The organism is uncultured Roseovarius sp., from assembly GCF_913057115.1.
GTDB lineage: Bacteria > Pseudomonadota > Alphaproteobacteria > Rhodobacterales > Rhodobacteraceae > Roseovarius.
In genome coordinates, this window is the sequence record NZ_CAJXNN010000004.1 from 1 (window position 1) to 17,065 (window position 17,065).

Below are 17,065 nucleotides of genomic sequence, written 5' to 3' on the forward strand. Positions count from 1 at the left end.
TGCTCCATGTCGAAATCGAGGATGTCTTGGAATAGCTGATATGTTGCGTCTGATTGCTGCTTGATCGCTTTAAGCTCATTGACAGGGAGCGCTTCAACTATGCTTGCGGGCAACTGGAGAAACAGCCCTACGAGCTTCTTGGCTGGCTCGACCGCATCCTCAAAGCTTAACTGACCCAGCTTTTCACGCTGTACCAGCTGCTGCGCGTCAAACTGCTGTACCCTCTCCAGCGAAGTCCGCGTCTCTTCAACCATTTCTTCAATGTTTGCCATTAGGCCCCCCGATCTCATTTCGCACATCATGGAGCGCCGTCAAACACCACGCAAGTAGATCAAGGCCCCGTTTATTCGCGTAAAGCATGAGCAACTGGAATAAATGTTAGATTGGAGACGTGTAGACTACATCTTCCACTTGCTCAACGCCCCCTCAGCCGCTGCAGGGTCTTTCTTAATCCGCAAAACAGTCTGCCGCGTCAGCCCGGTCACCTTGCTGACCTCAGAAGCCCCTGAGCCTTTGCTCAGCATGTCCAAGACCACGCCTAGCGTTTCCCGATCATAACTCGGCTTCTTACCCCTATACTTGGTGCCGTCCTGCTTAGCAGCCGCTATGCCCGCCTTTTGCGCCTCCTTGGTGGCTTCAGCCTGTGCCTGTGCCGTCGCAGCCATGAAGGCTATCAGCGCGTCTCTCACAGCCTCCTGCATGGGGTCTTTTGTGGCCCCGTCGAAGGTCAGGCCATTAATCACCGTCTTCACCACGACCCCCTGCCTCATGAAGTGGCGGATGGTGTCGGTGACGTCTTGGTAGTTGCGGCCCAGACGGTCCACCCAGCGCACGACCAGAATGTCACCATGGCGCAGCTTGTCGTAAAGACGCTTCCCCTCTGGCCGTTCCTGCAGTGTGGTGCTGACACCTGACACACCATGATCCGCGATCACCTCGTCAATTTCGAAGCCTGCAGCCTCAGCCTGAGCTTTCTGGTGGTCAAGTGTTTGGTCTGCAGTGGAGACACGCGCGTAAAGGATGGTCTTGCTCATGATGCCCTAATGTCCGTTTGGGTTGTGTACGCACATTATGCTGTACGTAGACTCAAGTCAAGCCTTGCGTACACACTTTAGGGCAGATGCCTTAATGTACGCTAGGCTATACCCTTACGGACAAAACTCATAAACCCACAGCTGTCTGCTGCAGGTCGCAGCTTGTGTGTTGGGTCAAGGCAGGATAGAGCTAGAAGCAAGGCGGGTTATGCCGACTGGCATTGTTATCAACGTCTTGCGTGGTTCCAAAGCAGAAGGACACGCGAATATGAAAGACCTCATCTGGATCACCATCCCGTACATTGGAAGACTGTACGTGCAGCTCGACACCATCACGCTTAGCCGCTTTGGCTGGGAGGTGCTTGGAGGCCCCAGCCATACTACGGAATACTTGCTAAGCATAGGTAGGTTGAGGGTCTACCTGACCTCCTCCAGCTTAGTGGCCGCTGAGGGGCGTTGAGTGCAGCGCTAAGGGGCTGTCCTCTTGGCTGGCCCCTCAATACCATTCAGCATCCATAGCACCCACCCCTACCATGGGGGAACAAAAGCAATCGCTACCTATATGGTAGGCCGCTCAGAAATCTGCGGCAGAAAACATTGCAGGAATCTCAAACCGTGAACGCTGCACTTCTATCGTTTCAGTCCTAGCCGTAGCTTCGGCAGGGCTAAGTCTAAGTATGCTCAATAGCTGTAGGTATCTACACTTATGCTTTATTGACCTCCTACCTGCTGGGAGGGGGAGGTCTCCATAACATAAGCTCTTAACCCTAAGCTCATAGGCTCAAGGCGAATAGCATAGCTATAGCTATAGCTTTACCCATCAATACTATCTTCAGCTGCATCCCCAGATGCCCCCCCCTTACCCCCCCACGATTGAGGTCTGGCAAGGAGAGCAACAGGTATCAGCAGCATGAAGTCTTCAGCTTGCAGTTACCCCTAGAGAGGCCCCCGACATGTATGTAATGTCTGATGGTGGCACTTAATTGATTAGGGCCGTAGAAGCGCTGAGAGACTCACTGAGTCGCCCTAATGTCTTTCGGGTGGGCAAGGTGCCACCAAGGGGTCAAGCGCACTCACAGACTCTCTCTGAGACTCCTGTGGTTGGCTGCATCTTCACCACTCCACCTTCGGCCAAACAATCTGCCCCACCACCTCACTCAACACGTCGTACCCCAGACCCTCTGCACTGTACGTGTCAAACGTGATGCTGCCGATCCTATGACCTAGTAGTCGCTTAATCTCCCGTGAACTGACACGCGCGTTTTCCAGCTTGTTAGCAACGGAATGTCTGTGGCTATGAAAGACCAAGTCCCTTCCGTATCCCAGCTTCTGCTTCACCTCTGTGAACTCATTCGTTAGCGTTGTAGGGGCGAGTGGTGACTTAACCCATTCGGCTGCGTCCTCTAGTATTTCTGGGTGGCAGGGTATGCGCCTTGTTCGCCAGTCCTTCTTTGTCTCTGGCAGGTATAGGGAGGGTCTATCAGTATCCGCGCCTTCCAGTTTCAAGCCACAGATGCCGCTTCGTGATGCGCCGCTGTAAGCCGCAATCCTGATTGCCAGCCACAGCCTGCGCTTTCTAGTTCCTTTAATGGCATCCATGATCCGCAGATAGTCATCATCGGTTACAGCTCGTACTTTGGTTGTTCCTACCGCGCTGTCCATTTCGCGGACTGACCACATGTCTGCATCGCTTTTCCATCCATGGTAACGCCATATGCCTCGATAGGCTGTTGTGTACTTCTGCACCGTTGCTTTCGCATTGGCAGTTAGAAGGTCGTGCAGGAACCGCCTCGCCTTGCGCTGGGTGATTTCCTCCTTGCTAGTGAAGCTGCTGAGTAAGATCGAAATGGCGCGGCGATACTCAATCTTGGTCTTGTGTGCTTTGCCTCGCTTTGTCTCGAACCATTCCCAGCAGTATGGTTCAAGCGGCGTAAGTGACCCCTGCAGTATCTGTATCTCCCGCCATATCTTGGACCCTTCAGGACTGTTGATTACTTCCTCACGTGCTTCGTTGAGTTCATCCACGCCCCCTGATGGTGCTTTGGGATATGCCAACCGATCAATCTTATCCCACAGCAAAGATATGTGTTCAGGTATATCGTCTAGCTGCTCTTCTCGTTCCTCAATCAACAAGGTATCGTCACCGACGTATTCAGTCGCTTTAGATGCGCTAGGCCTTTGCTCTCGCAATAGTCGGACGCGCATTTCAGACCACAGTGATTGATAGTTTTTCAGCTTGGCGTCTCGGAGCTGTCTTGCAGCAATTACATCACTGGTCTTGAGGGACTGCTCAATGAACATGGACGACCGCCCCTCGTAGAACGATTGCACGTCTGTGGGGATGCGCAACTTAAGATGCCAGCGATCCCCGCGTTTGATCATGTGGTGGTTCTTCGTCTTCACAACTACACCCAGAATGTGTGGCGAAATGTATGGCATACATGCCTAAAGAACATATTTAAATCAAGTATATAAGGCCTACTATAAGCTCAGGTATCCCTTCCTGCCGGGGTCGCCAGATGGCCCTATCCTCTTTGCCTTCGCGCGGCAAAGCCGCGCGCCCCTTTGGGTCACAGGCGCGGGACGCGCCGAAGAGGGAGGCGGGTGTGGCCCCCACCGTTTAGATCACCCGGATCACATCCTTGTCGATGGCCAGCATATAGCCGCGGCGGGCGATGTTTTTGACCAGAAGTTCGCTGACCAGTTGGTTGCCCAATGTATCGCGCAGGCGTTTGATGCGGGTGGCGCCGGCGGCTTCTTCGCAGTCCTCCGTCGCGCGGCCCGAGATCATCGCCTCGATCTGCGCACCGGTCAGCACGTCGTCGTCCATCCGGGCCTCGGCGAGGATCGAAAGGGTTTCCATGGCCGCGTCGGTGAGTTTGAAGCCGTGGTTATTGAGGTAGACGGCGTTTTCCTCGCGGCTGATCAAAAGCGAGCTGACCTGAATGCCAGAGCGTTCGATTTGCGCCATGCGGCGGTTGAGGGCGACGAGCATCAAGAGGAACACGAGGGCAGCCACCAGAAGGGCCGTGGCAAAGACCAAGAGCACGAAGATCACCATGCGGTAGCTGGTGAGCGTTTCGGAGAATGCCGTGCCGGAGAGGGCGAGGATTTCCAGCAGCTTGATCTCGGCATCAGAAGTGAGCGCATCGTTTTCCACAAAGATACGTTCGACGCGGGCGTTGAAGGCATTGGCGTCGGGCAGGGTCAGGAACAGGAAAACGGCGGCCAGTGCGAGGATCAGCACCACGGCGGCCACCCCGAAGGTGACAACGCGGGTGCCGGAGCGGAGCGCATCAGAGGCGGTGGTTTCAGACTCGGACAACGGGCAAACCCCTACTTCATTGGTCTTTCACCGAGAGCACCTTGAGAAGGATCAGCCCCCGGCGGGACAGTTGATCGGCCAACTGTGCGCGTGCGTTCTCTATCGTACAGGGGCCACTGATTTGCGCCACATCGTAATGCAGTTCCAGCGGATTATCGCGCTTGGCCTTGTATTCGGCGGTGCAGGCGGCCTGCGCCAAGGAGGGCGTGGCAAGAAGGAGAACGCCGGTCAGGGCGAGGGAGAGGAATGTCTTTGTCATGCGCCCAAAGTGCGCCGAATGGCGTGGCTATTCAATATCCATGCGATGCAGGTGGGCCCAAAGCAGGCTGTTATCCAATAACAGGGGGCCGTTATTGCCTGTCTTTAGGTGCGGGGCACAGATTGGGGCATCGGCTTTGGCCATGCAGGCCGGGCCCGGGATCAACCTGATGAAAGGACAAGACCCATGCATCGCAAGTTCATTACCCTTATCGTTGCTGCCGCAATGGCGGTAACCGGCCTGAGCGCTGCCCCTGCCCGCGCCGACAGTGAAGACGTGGCCAAGGTCATCGCCGGGGTCGCCGCGCTTGCCATTCTTGGTGCGGCCATCGCCGACGCCAAGGACGACAAGGATCGTGTCGTGACCCGCAACCGTGATCACCTGCGCCACGACAATCGCCATCGCGGCCATGGCCGGAAGCTGGGCCATCGCCACCACAGATATGACGGGGCGCGCCCCCTGCCCGACCGGGTGAAGCGCAAGCTGTTGCCCGGTGCCTGCCGAGTTCAGGCCCGCGTGCGCCATGGCCGGGACATTCGTGGTTTTGGCCGCCGCTGCCTTGCCCGCAACTATAGCTACGTGAACTCATTGCCGCGCAATTGCGAAACCCGTGTACGGGGCCGTCATGGGCATATGCGCACGATCTATCGCGGGCGGTGCCTCTATCGCCATGGCTACCGCGAGGCGAATGCCCGCTGGTAAGCACTGGCACCGGATAATCGAGCAGTCAAAAGGGAAGGGCATATGCCCTTCCCTTTTGCATTTCCGGGCGCGGCGTGGTTTGAGCAGCCTATGACAGGACCAGATTTCTCCCATGAGCAAGCGGCCATCGCGCAGGGGTTCGCCCGTGTGGCTGGCGTAGACGAGGTGGGCCGTGGCCCCTTGGCCGGGCCGGTCACGGCGGCGGCGGTGGTTTTGGACCCCGGGAATATCCCCGAAGGATTGCACGATTCAAAGAAACTCAGCGCGAAGCGGCGCGAGGCCTTGCATGACGCGCTGATGGACTGTGCCGAGGTGTCGGTGGCGCATGCCACGGTCGAAGAGATTGATGAACTGAACATCCTGCGTGCCTCGCATCTGGCAATGGAGAGGGCGATTGCGGGGTTGTCCAGCGCGCCCGATATGGCGCTGATTGATGGTAATATGATCCCCGGTGACCTGACCCTTCCGGCGCGGGCAATCATCAACGGAGATGCGGTTTCTTTGTCGATTTCGGCGGCCTCAATTGTGGCCAAAATAAGGCGCGATCGCATCATGTGGGATTTGGCGCAACAGTTTCCCGGCTATGGGTGGGAAAGCAATGCGGGATACCCGTCAAAAACCCACAAAGAGGCCCTTCAAAATCTTGGTGTGACCCCACACCATAGACGTTCTTTCAAACCGGTACACAATATCTTGTATCAAGAAAAATCTATAAGTGACTGATTCAAAAAAGAAATTGACGGCGAATCAGCTTTGACTCATCTTTGACCTCAACGACCAGAGCGCACAAAGCGCCGGGACAGAGGCAGAAAATGAAAACGATGACCAAAGCCAAGAGTGCGCAAGCGCTCCCGCTCAATACGATCATGGACGGCGACTGCATCGAGATGATGAACAGTCTTCCCGAACAATCCGTGGACCTGATCTTTGCCGATCCACCCTATAACTTGCAGCTGAAGGGCGATTTGCATCGGCCTGATAATAGCGCTGTAGATGCGGTGGATGATGCCTGGGATCAATTTGCCAGTTTCGAGGCTTATGACCGCTTTACCCGTGAGTGGCTCAAGGCGGCGCGTCGGTTGCTCAAGCCCAATGGTGCGATCTGGGTGATTGGCAGTTATCACAACATTTTCCGTGTCGGGGCCGCGCTTCAGAACGAGGGGTTCTGGATTTTGAATGACGTGGTTTGGCGCAAGTCGAACCCAATGCCGAATTTCCGGGGCAAGCGTCTGACCAATGCGCATGAAACGATGATCTGGGCCAGCAAGGCCGAGGGCGCGAAATACACCTTCAACTACGAGGCGCTGAAATCGCTGAACGAAGGCGTGCAGATGCGCAGCGATTGGGTTTTGCCGATTTGCACCGGGCACGAACGCCTGAAGGATGACAACGGCGACAAGGCCCACCCGACGCAAAAACCCGAAAGCCTGTTGCATCGTGTGTTGGTGGGCAGCACCAACCCGGGCGACGTGGTGCTTGACCCGTTCTTTGGCACCGGGACCACGGGGGCCGTGGCCAAGATGCTGGGCCGGGATTTCATCGGGATCGAACGCGAGGCAGCCTATCGCAAGGTGGCGGAGAAGCGGTTGGCCGGTATCCGCAAGTTCGATCGCGAAGCACTGGAAGTGTCCAAGGCCAAGCGTGCCGAGCCGCGCGTCCCCTTCGGCCAACTTGTCGAACGCGGCATGCTGCGCCCGGGCGAAGAGCTTCTAAGCATGAATGGACGCCACAAGGCCAAGGTCCGCGCCGATGGTACGCTGGTAGGCGACGATGTGCGTGGCTCCATCCATCAGGTGGGGGCCGCCTTGGAAGGCGCACCAAGCTGTAACGGTTGGACCTATTGGTGCATCAAGCGCGAAGGCAAGCGCGTGCCGATCGACATTTTCCGGCAGCAGATCCGCGCCGAGATGGCCGAGCGTCCGAACTGAATTACATAAACAACTGAACACCGCCGGTGCCTGTGGCCTGACGCTTTAGGCACTTACCTCGTGCCCCGCCCTTGTGGCGGGGCTTTTTTTATCCGCCGATGTCTTGCGGCGCGAGGGCCACGGATTTGATCACCGCATAGCAGGGCGTGCCGGTTTTCAAGTCAAGGCGCTCGGCCGAGCGGCGGGTGACGCGGGCAAGGATGCGTCCGGCGGCTGTGTCGAGCGAAACAATGGCCCCGGGGCCTTGGCCGCTGCGGATGTCTTGGACGGTGCCGGGCAGGATGTTGAGGGCCGAAAGGTCGGCGGGTTCCGTGGTGGAGAGGATCACATCATGTGCTGCGATGCGGACCCGCACGCTGCTGCCCTCGGGTTGGGCGAGCGCAGGCAGGAACAGCGGCGTTCCACCGGCGTTGAGCTCGGTCAGGGCATCGGGGTGGTGTTTGGTGATCGTCGCCTCAAGCACCGCGCCCGCCGCCCGCGCGCCAAGCGGCGTGACGGATGGATCGCCCAGCACCTCGGCGGCGGTACCTTGGCCTGTCACGCGACCGTCTTCGAGGGTGACGACGGTGGTGGCAAGGCGGGCCACCTCGGCCGCTGAATGGGTGACGTAGAGGATGGGAATTTCCACCTCGTCGCGCAGGCGTTCGAAATAGGGAAGCACCTCGGACTTTCGGGCGTCGTCGAGGGCGGAAAGGGGTTCATCCGCCAAGATCATGCGCGGGGCGGCCAGAAGCGCCCGGCCAATGGCGACACGTTGCTTTTCGCCCCCTGAAAGAGCGGCGGGGCGGCGATGCAGTAGCGGGCCGAGCCCAAGCATATTTACCACCCGGTCCATAGGTTCGGGAGTTGCACCTTTTGGGGCGAACCAGTGGCCATAGCGCAGGTTTTGGGCGACGGTAAGGTGTGGGAACAGGCGCCCTTCTTGGAAGATATAGCCGACGCGGCGTTTGTGGGGCGGGAGCCATGCTTTTTGGGCCGTGTCGAACAGTAGCCAATCATCGACCTGCATGCGCCCTTCATCGGGGCGCAGAAGGCCCGCAGCCGCATTGACCACGGTCGTTTTTCCCGAGCCGGAGCGCCCATAGAGCACGGTTAACCCCTCGGGCACCTCGAAGTGGGCATCGAGGGTGAAGCCGGGGAAGGCATGTTTGAGATGGCAAGCGAGTGTCATACGCCACCTACCCTTGCCGCCACGCGGCGCGAGACCCATTCGGACAGGGCCAAAGCCCCTGCCGCGAGGGCGATGGAGATCAGCGCAAGGCGCATCACCCGCCCCTCGCCACCCGGGGTTTCAAGCGCGAGGTCGATGGCCAGAGGGATGGTTTGGGTTTCGCCGGGGATGTTGGACACGAAGGTGATGGTCGCGCCGAATTCGCCCATGCCCTTGGCGAAGGCCAGCACACAACCCGCCAAGATGCCCGGCAGGATCATCGGCAGTGTCACTGTGACAAAGACCCATGCGCGCGAGGCACCCAAGGTGGCGGCGGCCTGTTCCAGTTTGGGATCAACCGCCTCGATCGAAAGACGCGCGGCGCGGACCATGAAGGGGAAGGCCATGACCCCCGAGGCGAGTGCCGCGCCCGTCCAACGGAAAGCGAAGGTGAGGCCGAAGGTCTCTTTGAGGAGCGCACCAAGCCCGCCTTGTGGGCCGAAGGCGATCAGCAACAGATAACCCGTGACGACGGGCGGCATGATCAGTGGAAGGTGGACCAGAATGTTGAGCAGTTGCCGCCCCGGAAAGGCCCAGCGGGCCAAGGCATAGGCGGTAAAGACCCCGATGGGCAGGCAGAAGAGCGTGGCCCAAAAGGCCACGCGAAGCGAGAGCGCCACGGCTTGCCATTCCTCGGGGGTGAGCCAGTCCATTACTTATTGCCCCGCCGGGCGGGTGAAGCCCGCCTTGGTGAAGATGTCCTGTACCTCAGGGGTGTCTAGGAAACTTAGAAGTTCAGATACTGCGGGTTTTTTGACCGGGGTCAATGCCGCCACCGGGTAGAGGATTGGAGGATGGGAGCCGGCAGGGAAGCGGGCGATCACTTTCACGCTTTTTTCGGCGCTGGCATCGGTTTCATAGACGATGCCCAGCGGCGTGGCGCCTGACGCGACAAAGGCGAGCGCCGCGCGAACGCTGCCCGCTTGCGCAACTTGCGGGGCCACGCCTTCCCAAAGGTCGAAATGTTGCAGGGCGGCTTTGCCATAGATGCCCGCCGGAACCGCATCCACCAAGGCCATGGCCAAACGCCCGTCGCCCAAAAGGGCGGGTAAATCGAGGCTTTTGTCGATGGTGACGGGCGGTGTATCGGGATCATGGGCGATGAGGACCAGCGCATTGCCAAGCAGATCGCGGCGAGTTTCAGAGGCGATTAGCCCCTCTTCCTCTAAACGGTTCATCCAATCCGTATTGGCTGAAATGAAGACATCGGCGGGCGCGCCCATCTGGATTTGTCGGGCGAGTTTCGAGGAGCCTGCCAGCGATAGCCGCAGGTCATGGCCTGTTTCCGCCTCGAACAGCGGTTCGATCTTTTGCAGAGCATCCGTCAGGCTTGAGGCCGCGAAAACGGTGACTTCATCCGCCCAAGATACGGCAGGAAACGCGCAGACCAAAGCCGCCGCAAGTTGCAGCTTGGCTAAGCCCAATTTGATGTGCGCGCTCCACATGTGATGTGCCCGTTGATTGCAGTAGCGCGAGACTAACCCCTTAGCCGCCAAGCGCAAGAAAACCCGAACGGACCAATGCGCGCAGGTCAGGCCGGTTTGGGCAGGCGATTGCGCACCAGTTTGGCCCAGAACTCGGCCCCGATGGGCAGGAGCGCATCGTTGAAGTCATAATCGCTACTGTGCAGGGGTTGGGCGTGTGGCCCCTCCTCGCCATTGCCCATCAGCAGGAAGCAGGCGGGAACGGCGGCGGCGAAATGCGCGAAGTCCTCGGAAAAGCTCATGGGTTGGCGATCTGCCAGGGTGTCGAGGCCCATGGTGCGGGCGGTGTTGACAATTGCCTCGGTCGGCTCGGACGCGTTGATGGTTTCGATAAACTCGGTTTTGAAGGTCATCTCAGCGGTGATGCCGTGAGCCTTGGCGATACCTTCGGTGATTTGGCACATTAAGCCTTCAATCGCCTCGCGGTCCTGTGGGTCGCGGGCGCGCACATCGCCCTTGAGCGTCGCATGACCGGGCAAGACATTACGCTGGCCATCCGTGAGGAACTCGGTCACCGAAACCACCGCGCCCGCACCGGGGGCCAGTTTGCGTGACACGATGGTTTGCAAGGCCTGCACCATTTCGGCCCCGATGGTGATGGCATCGCGCCCGGCCTGCGGCATGGAGGCATGGCCGCCCTGCCCTTGGATATGGATTTCAAACAGGCTTTCGCTGGAACAGATAAGCCCGTGGCGGGTGGAAATCTGGCCCAAAGGCGCGCCCGGCAGGTTGTGGATGGCATAGACCTCCTCGATCGGGAAGCGCTCTAATACGCCTTCGTCGATCATGGCGCGGGCACCGAGGCCGTGTTCCTCGTTCGGTTGGAACAGAAAGACGACGGTGCCATCGAATTCCGGATTGGCGGAAAGGGTTTGGGCCGCGCCGAGCAGCATGGTCATATGTCCATCGTGGCCGCAGGCGTGCATCACGCCGGGGGTTTGCGAGGGGTAGTCGTGTCGGCTGGTTTCATGGATCGGCAGGGCATCCAAATCAGCCCGCAAGCCGATGGCGCGATTGCCTTGACCGGCGCGCAGGATGCCAACAACGCCGGTACCTTCATGCACCTCAAGCCCCAGATCGCGCAGGATTTGCGCAACACGCGCCTTGGTGTTCACCTCGTGGAAGCCGAGTTCCGGGGCCATATGAAACTCGCGCCGAAGCGAGGTGAGGGTTTGTGGATCGTTTGGCATCGAGGCCTCCTGTCGGGTTTGCGACAGTTTAGGCAAAACATACCTGCGCAACAGGGCGAAACGCAGCCCTAGGTCATAAAAGTTGGATGTCGAGAACTTGGTCGGAGTGAGAGGATTCGAACCTCCGACCCCTGCCTCCCGAAGACAGTGCTCTACCAGGCTGAGCTACACTCCGACCGTGAGACAGGCGATTAAACCCGCGTCTTGGGAAATGCAAGGGCGGAATCGGTTGTCGTGGATGGGAAATGCGGGTGGCGATGCCGCCCGCGCCACGGTCAAAGGCTGCTGTCCAAGGCGGCGATAATTGCGTCGCCCATTTCGCTGGTCGAAACCGGTTGTGCGCCCTCTTCACCCAGAAGGTCGGCGGTGCGCTTGCCTTCAGCCAGTACCGACTCGACAGCTTGTTCAAGGCGCGTGGCCTCGTCACCCTTGTCGAAGCTATAGCGCAGGGCCATGGCGAAGCTGAGAATGCAGGCAATCGGGTTGGCCTTTCCTTCACCCGCGATGTCGGGCGCGGAGCCGTGGACTGGCTCATACAGCGCCTTGGGCCGGCCATTGGCCATCGGGGCACCCAGCGAAGCCGAGGGAAGCATACCAAGCGACCCGGTCAGCATGGCGGCGGCATCGGACAGAAGATCGCCAAACAGGTTGTCGGTCACGATGACGTCGAACTGTTTGGGCCAGCGGCAGAGTTGCATCGCGCCGGCATCGGCGTACATGTGCGAGAGTTCGACCTCGGGGTAATCTTTGGCCACTTCGGTAACGACCTCACGCCAAAGAATGCCGGATTCCATCACGTTTGCCTTTTCCATCGAGCAGAGTTTCTTGTTGCGGCGCATGGCCAGTTCGAAGGCACTACGTGCAACACGATCCACTTCGGATTCAGTGTAGCGTTGCGTGTTGATACCGACGCGCTCGTTGCCTTCTTCGAAGATGCCGCGCGGCTCTCCGAAATAGACGCCGGAGGTCAACTCGCGGACGATCATGATGTCTAGGCCTGCAACCACATCGCGCTTTAGGCTTGAGAAATCCGCCAATGCATCAAAACACTGCGCCGGGCGCAGATTGGCGAAAAGGTCCATTTCCTTGCGGAGGCGCAAAAGGCCGCGTTCGGGTTTCACGCTGAAGTCCAGCACATCGTATTTCGGGCCGCCCACCGCTCCAAGAAGTACTGCGTCAACCTCTTGCGCTTTGGCCATGGTATCGTCGTGCAGGGGCGTGCCGTGTTTATCATAGGCGGCCCCACCGACCAGATCCTCGCTTACATCAAAAGGCATGTCGCGCTTGGCGCCGAACCAGTCGATGATCTTGGTGACCTCGGCCATGACTTCGGGGCCGATGCCATCACCGGGGAGAATAAGAAGCGAGGGGGTACTCATGGCGTGGGTCCTTCGAGTTGATCAAGTTGGACATCGCCTAGCCTGAGTACCGGCAATGGTCAAGAAAGCCGGGCTTATCAAGGCATGGCAAGGTCGACCCAAACCATGCGATGCGGGCCCGCGGCACGTGCATCGGCAGCCTCGGGCGCATCGCTTGGTGGCCAGTGAACACCCGCGCCCTGCACATCAAGATCAATCGATGGTAAGATATACTGAACCCGGAGATGGCCGGGGCCATCATCGGGCCATGCCACGGTATCCAGTCTTTCGGCGTCAAACCGATTGGCGTTTCGCGATACGGGCCGCTTGGGCTTTGGGTCTTGCAAGCGCGGGTCGGCCAAGAGATTTTGAATGCCCTCTTTTCGCCCCTCACCGTCGGTGGGATCAACGTTGGCATTGCCAACAAGAACAAATTCACTCCGAGGTGGCTGTCCGAATTTGCCATCAAGGTAGAGTTGCCAGAAACGGATTTCATCATGGTTGCGTCGGCCGTTCCGATCTTCGGGACCATCGAACACCGGGGGCGTGGCATGGAAGGTCAAGATGTGGAGCGACCTATTCTTCGAAACGACCACCGGGACGACCCAATGGGCCACGGAAGACAGGCGCTGCACAGTTTGGGCAGCGGTTGATGGAAAGGGGGCACCCTTGGACTTGGGCAAATGAGCTCCCGGAATATCCTTCCATTTCAATGCCGTGAAATCCTGCACACCGTCGATATCAAATGGATAGCGCGAGAGTATGGCCATACCGCCTTGGCCAGCGAACCAACCGTAGCCTTGCTTATCCCGTGCTCGTCCAAGATAACCGTCCCCGTCCATATCGAGTCCGGTTGTCATTCCGGTGTTTGGCCGCCGAGCAAAAAGATAGGCAAATCGCGGCCCTCCCAAGTCCGCTATACGGTCTCGTAGAGCGGTCAGCGCAACTTGACCATGGTCATAGTCCACGCCTTGCAGTACCAGAATATCGGGATTGACTCGTCGAACGACCGCGGCAAAAGCGGTAACTTGTGGATCGTCTCGGAGTATGTCGCGCAGCAAGAGGCCCGGGCCATTGCGTTCGAGCGCGGCATTCATCGTTGCGATACGTAGGGTTTCCGCCGCAAGAGGCGCGAGGTTCAAGACCAGCGCACAAAGGCAGGCGGCTAGGCGCGCTGCATATTCTCGAGTTCGGCCTGTGCGTAAGCGCGGCGGCGCTTGTCTTCGATCATCTGGGCGACCCGCCCCATGGCGATCCCGCGCATCAGCATACTTGCAGGTAGGAAAGCCCATGCCGTTGTCGTCCACACCAAGGTTTGCGGGCTGGACATAAAGGCCGGATCCACGAAATCCGATGCCGCCTTGATGGCCGCCGGAATCAAGAATGGCAGCAAACACCCTAACACAATGTTAAGACCGGAATCGCGCCGCAGACGTTGCAGAACATCGCCGCCACCTGTCGGATCGAAGAGCGGCAAGTTGACCCAGACATTGAACGCACCATTTCGCACCGGCCAGCCGAACCCACGCACGAGCACGAGAAAGACGATCATCATGGCCACGGACACCGAATAGGAAATACCTGCCGCTATGCGTACTGTAGAAATCAGCTCAGGGTCGGCACCATCTGGCATCATCAACACGACAAGCCGAACAGGTGAGAATGGGAAGTCGATAAGCCCCCCGAGCACAGCGCCAGCTTTCGTGATTATGATTGTCCACCCTGTCGGGTCGGTTTGACCCCGGCAGATCATGGATAGAAGAACAACGGTCACGAACAAGCCAATAAAACGCATGCGATTAAACGGGGGTGCAAATCGAAACTCAATAAAGCTGGGATAACGGCCATAGTATTCGATGAAGGTCATGCATGCGGCGAGGATGGCCAAGACCACCACGACTTGCGCGGTATCGGCCGCTGTATGCGGCAAGATCAGTGACGGTGTGGCCACCATCATACCAACCATGACTGCACGTAAAAGCGCGCTTGTCAGCTGCGAAACCACTGCCCATTTCCCTTCAAACTGGTCCGTCGCGATACGTTGCCGCGCCGTTGTTCCAACTTGACCCCGCTTGTCGTCGCGGATTGCCTCATTCTTGCCCAATTTTTGCCTACTTTCGCTTTCCGGCTCAAGTCATTGTCTCACAAGACATTGATTTTCGGGCAATTTGATGGATTGAGTGGTGCGAGAATGCATCAATACAGGCGCGAAAATCTGACGGCCTTGTGCGCGGGCACAAAATGTAGCGGTTCTCCAGCCTGCCGCTACTATAGCCTACACGCTATTCGCTAAGAAACGGTTTACATATTGGGAAAATTAATGGCCGCCAAAGCAAAAAACCGCAGCGGCCATTCCAAAATTCATGTTTTCGCTTAGACCCAAGGGCGCGCCGCGCCAGCTTTTTCCTCAAAACTGTCAATTGCAGGGCCTTTTTCCAAGGTCAGTGCAATGTCGTCCAGACCTTCAAGCAAACAGTGCTTTTTGAAAGCGTCAATCTCAAATGCCACAATCTCGCCATCCGATGTGGTGACGGTTTGGGCTTCAAGGTCCACAATCATCCGCGCGTTCGAGCCCTTCTGGGCATCTTTCATCAACACATCGACCCGCTCTTGCGGCAAAGCTATGGGCAGAATGCCGTTCTTGAAGCAGTTATTGTAGAAGATATCGGCAAAACTGGGCGCGATGACACAGCGAATGCCAAAGTCCTTGATCGCCCAAGGGGCATGTTCGCGGCTGGAACCGCAACCGAAGTTATCCCCGGCAACCAGAATCTCCGCCTCGCGGTACTGCGGTTTGTTCAGCACGAAATCGGGGATTTCGTGGCCATCGTCGTCAAACCGCATTTCATCGAACAGATTTTTGCCCAGGCCCGATCGCTTGATGGTTTTCAAGAACAGTTTGGGGATGATCATGTCAGTATCGACATTGATCAACGGCATCGGTGCCGCGATACCTGTAAGTTTTTCGAACTTTTCCATTACATCATCTCCCGAACGTCGGTCAGCTTTCCGGTGATGGCAGCGGCCGCTGCCATTTGTGGCGACATCAGATGCGTGCGCCCGCCGCGGCCTTGACGGCCCTCGAAGTTCCGGTTCGACGTGGCTGCGCAACGCTCACCGGGGCTAAGCTGATCCGGGTTCATCGCAAGGCACATGGAACAACCCGCGAGCCGCCATTCAAACCCGGCGTCCTTGAAGATGTCGGCAAGGCCTTCGTCCTCGGCCTGGGCGCGCACAAGCCCCGAACCGGGCACGACCATCGCACGCAGACCTTCCTTGATCTTTTTGCCTTTCAGGATTTCGGCGGCGGCCCGAAGATCCTCTATCCGGCCATTGGTGCAGGAGCCGATAAAGACCGTGTCAATTTCGATATCACTGAGCTTTTGGCCTGCTTGAAGGCCCATGTACTCCAACGCGCGCTTGGCGGCGTCAACTTTGCCACCGTCGAAATCACTTGGATTCGGGACAGTATCAGTGATGGGCAGGACATCCTCCGGCGATGTGCCCCAAGTGACAACCGGAGCAATGTCCTCGCCTTTGATGGTGATCACCTTGTCCCAATGCGCGTCGTCATCGGAATAGAGCGTTTTCCACCATGCCATCGCGGCTTCCCATTGTGCGCCCTTCGGCGCATGCGGACGGCCATTGATATACTCGAAGGTGGTCTCGTCCGGGGCGATCAAACCTGCACGCGCGCCGCCCTCGATAGCCATGTTGCAGACGGTCATCCGCCCTTCCATCGAAAGCGAGCGAATCGCCTCGCCACAATACTCAATGACGTAACCGGTGCCGCCGGCGGTACCGGTCTCACCAATCACCGAAAGGGTGATATCCTTGGCCGTCACACCGGGGCGCAACTGCCCGGTGATCTCTACCTTCATGTTCTTCGATTTGGACTGAATCAGGGTCTGGGTCGCCAGAACATGCTCGACCTCGGATGTACCGATACCATGTGCCAATGCGCCGAAGGCGCCGTGCGTGGCGGTATGGCTGTCGCCGCAAACCACGGTCATCCCCGGAAGGGTCCAGCCCTGTTCAGGGCCGACGATATGCACGATACCCTGGCGCACATCGTTCACAGGATAGTAGTTGATGCCGAAATCCTTGGCGTTCTTGTCAAGCGCCTCGACCTGAATACGGCTTTCTTCGTTCTTAATCCCTTTCACGCGGTCCGGCGTCGTCGGAACATTGTGATCCGGCACTGCGATGGTGTTTTCCGGCTTGCGCACCTTCCGGCCCGCCATACGCAGCCCTTCAAAGGCTTGCGGGCTGGTCACTTCGTGCACAAGGTGGCGGTCGATGTAGAGCAGGGATGTGCCATCCTCGGCTTCGTGCACAAGATGCGCATCCCAGATTTTATCATAGAGTGTTTTGGGGGACATTGGTCCTCTCCCGTTTTGGCGATCGAAAATAGGCTGAACAGGGTGCATGCCGTTCATAGGCGCGACAGCACCGTCATGGTCGCACCAAAGAAACGCCAGGGCAGGCGCGCGCGATCGTCCATGTCGAAAATCCGTGTCATGCTTTGTCAGATACAGTCGAACCCTGAGTCTATCAAGGGGATTGCGCGCCCAA

17 protein-coding genes and 1 tRNA gene are annotated in these 17,065 nt (G+C 58.1%); 3 read left to right on the top strand and 15 right to left on the bottom strand.

Annotated features, from left to right (window positions below; genetic code table 11):
* From QZ498_RS02795 to QZ498_RS02815, 5 genes are all read right to left on the bottom strand, one after another.
* Positions 1 to 272 (bottom strand): hypothetical protein (locus QZ498_RS02795; RefSeq protein ID WP_294620023.1); only part of this gene is annotated, 272 nt, incomplete at its 3' end.
* Between the two features lie 126 nt (positions 273 to 398).
* Positions 399 to 1,034 (bottom strand): recombinase family protein, encoded by a 636-nt coding sequence (locus QZ498_RS02800; RefSeq protein WP_294620025.1) that lies wholly within the window; start codon positions 1,032 to 1,034, stop codon positions 399 to 401.
* A gap of 1,113 nt (positions 1,035 to 2,147) precedes the next feature.
* Positions 2,148 to 3,416, bottom strand: coding sequence for a tyrosine-type recombinase/integrase (locus tag QZ498_RS02805; RefSeq protein ID WP_294620027.1), 1,269 nt, complete (start codon positions 3,414 to 3,416; stop codon positions 2,148 to 2,150).
* Between the two features lie 238 nt (positions 3,417 to 3,654).
* Positions 3,655 to 4,359, bottom strand: a complete 705-nt coding sequence (locus QZ498_RS02810) for a hypothetical protein (RefSeq protein ID WP_294620029.1) — start codon at positions 4,357 to 4,359, stop codon at positions 3,655 to 3,657.
* 16 nt (positions 4,360 to 4,375) lie between these two features.
* Positions 4,376 to 4,618: a hypothetical protein gene (locus tag QZ498_RS02815; RefSeq protein ID WP_294620031.1), complete on the bottom strand. Its 243-nt coding sequence runs from the start codon at positions 4,616 to 4,618 to the stop codon at positions 4,376 to 4,378.
* A 186-nt stretch (positions 4,619 to 4,804) separates the two neighbouring features.
* On the opposite strand from QZ498_RS02815, the gene QZ498_RS02820 reads away from it, so the two are divergent.
* From QZ498_RS02820 to QZ498_RS02830, 3 genes are all read left to right on the top strand, one after another.
* Positions 4,805 to 5,320 (top strand): hypothetical protein, encoded by a 516-nt coding sequence (locus tag QZ498_RS02820; RefSeq protein WP_294620033.1) that lies wholly within the window; start codon positions 4,805 to 4,807, stop codon positions 5,318 to 5,320.
* A gap of 90 nt (positions 5,321 to 5,410) precedes the next feature.
* On the top strand, positions 5,411 to 6,043 hold the full coding sequence (locus QZ498_RS02825) for a ribonuclease HII (RefSeq protein WP_294620036.1): 633 nt from the start codon (positions 5,411 to 5,413) through the stop codon (positions 6,041 to 6,043).
* An 89-nt stretch (positions 6,044 to 6,132) separates the two neighbouring features.
* A complete protein-coding gene (locus tag QZ498_RS02830; RefSeq protein ID WP_294620038.1) occupies positions 6,133 to 7,248 on the top strand; it encodes a site-specific DNA-methyltransferase in 1,116 nt (371 codons plus the stop codon).
* 88 nt (positions 7,249 to 7,336) lie between these two features.
* Here QZ498_RS02830 and modC read toward each other — a convergent pair whose 3' ends face one another.
* From modC to leuC, 10 genes are all read right to left on the bottom strand, one after another.
* On the bottom strand, positions 7,337 to 8,419 hold the full coding sequence (gene modC / locus QZ498_RS02835; RefSeq protein WP_294620041.1) for a molybdenum ABC transporter ATP-binding protein: 1,083 nt from the start codon (positions 8,417 to 8,419) through the stop codon (positions 7,337 to 7,339).
* A complete protein-coding gene (gene modB / locus QZ498_RS02840; protein WP_294620043.1) occupies positions 8,416 to 9,111 on the bottom strand; it encodes a molybdate ABC transporter permease subunit in 696 nt (231 codons plus the stop codon). The genes modC and modB overlap by 4 nt, the downstream gene beginning before the upstream one ends.
* A 3-nt stretch (positions 9,112 to 9,114) precedes the next feature.
* Positions 9,115 to 9,903, bottom strand: a complete 789-nt coding sequence (gene modA, locus QZ498_RS02845; protein ID WP_294620045.1) for a molybdate ABC transporter substrate-binding protein — start codon at positions 9,901 to 9,903, stop codon at positions 9,115 to 9,117.
* 86 nt (positions 9,904 to 9,989) lie between these two features.
* A complete protein-coding gene (locus QZ498_RS02850; protein ID WP_294620047.1) occupies positions 9,990 to 11,132 on the bottom strand; it encodes an amidohydrolase in 1,143 nt (380 codons plus the stop codon).
* Positions 11,133 to 11,230: 98 nt separating this feature from the next.
* A tRNA-Pro gene (locus QZ498_RS02855) sits at positions 11,231 to 11,307 on the bottom strand.
* Positions 11,308 to 11,407: 100 nt separating this feature from the next.
* Positions 11,408 to 12,511 (bottom strand): 3-isopropylmalate dehydrogenase, encoded by a 1,104-nt coding sequence (gene leuB / locus QZ498_RS02860; protein ID WP_294620049.1) that lies wholly within the window; start codon positions 12,509 to 12,511, stop codon positions 11,408 to 11,410.
* 77 nt (positions 12,512 to 12,588) lie between these two features.
* Complete coding sequence (locus QZ498_RS02865) at positions 12,589 to 13,587, bottom strand: endonuclease/exonuclease/phosphatase family protein (protein ID WP_294620245.1); 999 nt, start codon at positions 13,585 to 13,587, stop codon at positions 12,589 to 12,591.
* A gap of 68 nt (positions 13,588 to 13,655) precedes the next feature.
* Complete coding sequence (locus tag QZ498_RS02870; RefSeq protein ID WP_294620247.1) at positions 13,656 to 14,447, bottom strand: hypothetical protein; 792 nt, start codon at positions 14,445 to 14,447, stop codon at positions 13,656 to 13,658.
* Positions 14,448 to 14,863: 416 nt separating this feature from the next.
* Positions 14,864 to 15,469 carry a 3-isopropylmalate dehydratase small subunit gene (gene leuD / locus QZ498_RS02875; protein ID WP_294620051.1) on the bottom strand — a complete coding sequence of 202 codons (606 nt, stop codon included), beginning with the start codon at positions 15,467 to 15,469 and terminating at the stop codon, positions 14,864 to 14,866.
* Positions 15,469 to 16,872 (bottom strand): 3-isopropylmalate dehydratase large subunit, encoded by a 1,404-nt coding sequence (gene leuC, locus QZ498_RS02880; protein ID WP_294620053.1) that lies wholly within the window; start codon positions 16,870 to 16,872, stop codon positions 15,469 to 15,471. Before leuC ends, leuD begins: the two co-directional genes overlap by 1 nt.
* Positions 16,873 to 17,065: the final 193 nt, after the last annotated feature.

Coding starts and splice junctions, on each gene's coding strand:
- QZ498_RS02815 (WP_294620031.1), bottom strand. CDS start 4,618: ATGACAAAGACATTCCTCTCCCTCGCCCTGACCGGCGTTCTCCTTCTT.
- modA (WP_294620045.1), bottom strand. CDS start 9,903: ATGTGGAGCGCGCACATCAAATTGGGCTTAGCCAAGCTGCAACTTGCG.
- modC (WP_294620041.1), bottom strand. CDS start 8,419: ATGACACTCGCTTGCCATCTCAAACATGCCTTCCCCGGCTTCACCCTC.
- leuB (WP_294620049.1), bottom strand. CDS start 12,511: ATGAGTACCCCCTCGCTTCTTATTCTCCCCGGTGATGGCATCGGCCCC.
- modB (WP_294620043.1), bottom strand. CDS start 9,111: ATGGACTGGCTCACCCCCGAGGAATGGCAAGCCGTGGCGCTCTCGCTT.
- QZ498_RS02800 (WP_294620025.1), bottom strand. CDS start 1,034: ATGAGCAAGACCATCCTTTACGCGCGTGTCTCCACTGCAGACCAAACA.
- QZ498_RS02865 (WP_294620245.1), bottom strand. CDS start 13,587: ATGAATGCCGCGCTCGAACGCAATGGCCCGGGCCTCTTGCTGCGCGAC.
- leuD (WP_294620051.1), bottom strand. CDS start 15,469: ATGGAAAAGTTCGAAAAACTTACAGGTATCGCGGCACCGATGCCGTTG.
- QZ498_RS02805 (WP_294620027.1), bottom strand. CDS start 3,416: ATGATCAAACGCGGGGATCGCTGGCATCTTAAGTTGCGCATCCCCACA.
- QZ498_RS02870 (WP_294620247.1), bottom strand. CDS start 14,447: ATGATGGTGGCCACACCGTCACTGATCTTGCCGCATACAGCGGCCGAT.
- QZ498_RS02820 (WP_294620033.1), top strand. CDS start 4,805: ATGCATCGCAAGTTCATTACCCTTATCGTTGCTGCCGCAATGGCGGTA.
- QZ498_RS02830 (WP_294620038.1), top strand. CDS start 6,133: ATGAAAACGATGACCAAAGCCAAGAGTGCGCAAGCGCTCCCGCTCAAT.
- QZ498_RS02825 (WP_294620036.1), top strand. CDS start 5,411: ATGACAGGACCAGATTTCTCCCATGAGCAAGCGGCCATCGCGCAGGGG.
- QZ498_RS02850 (WP_294620047.1), bottom strand. CDS start 11,132: ATGCCAAACGATCCACAAACCCTCACCTCGCTTCGGCGCGAGTTTCAT.
- leuC (WP_294620053.1), bottom strand. CDS start 16,872: ATGTCCCCCAAAACACTCTATGATAAAATCTGGGATGCGCATCTTGTG.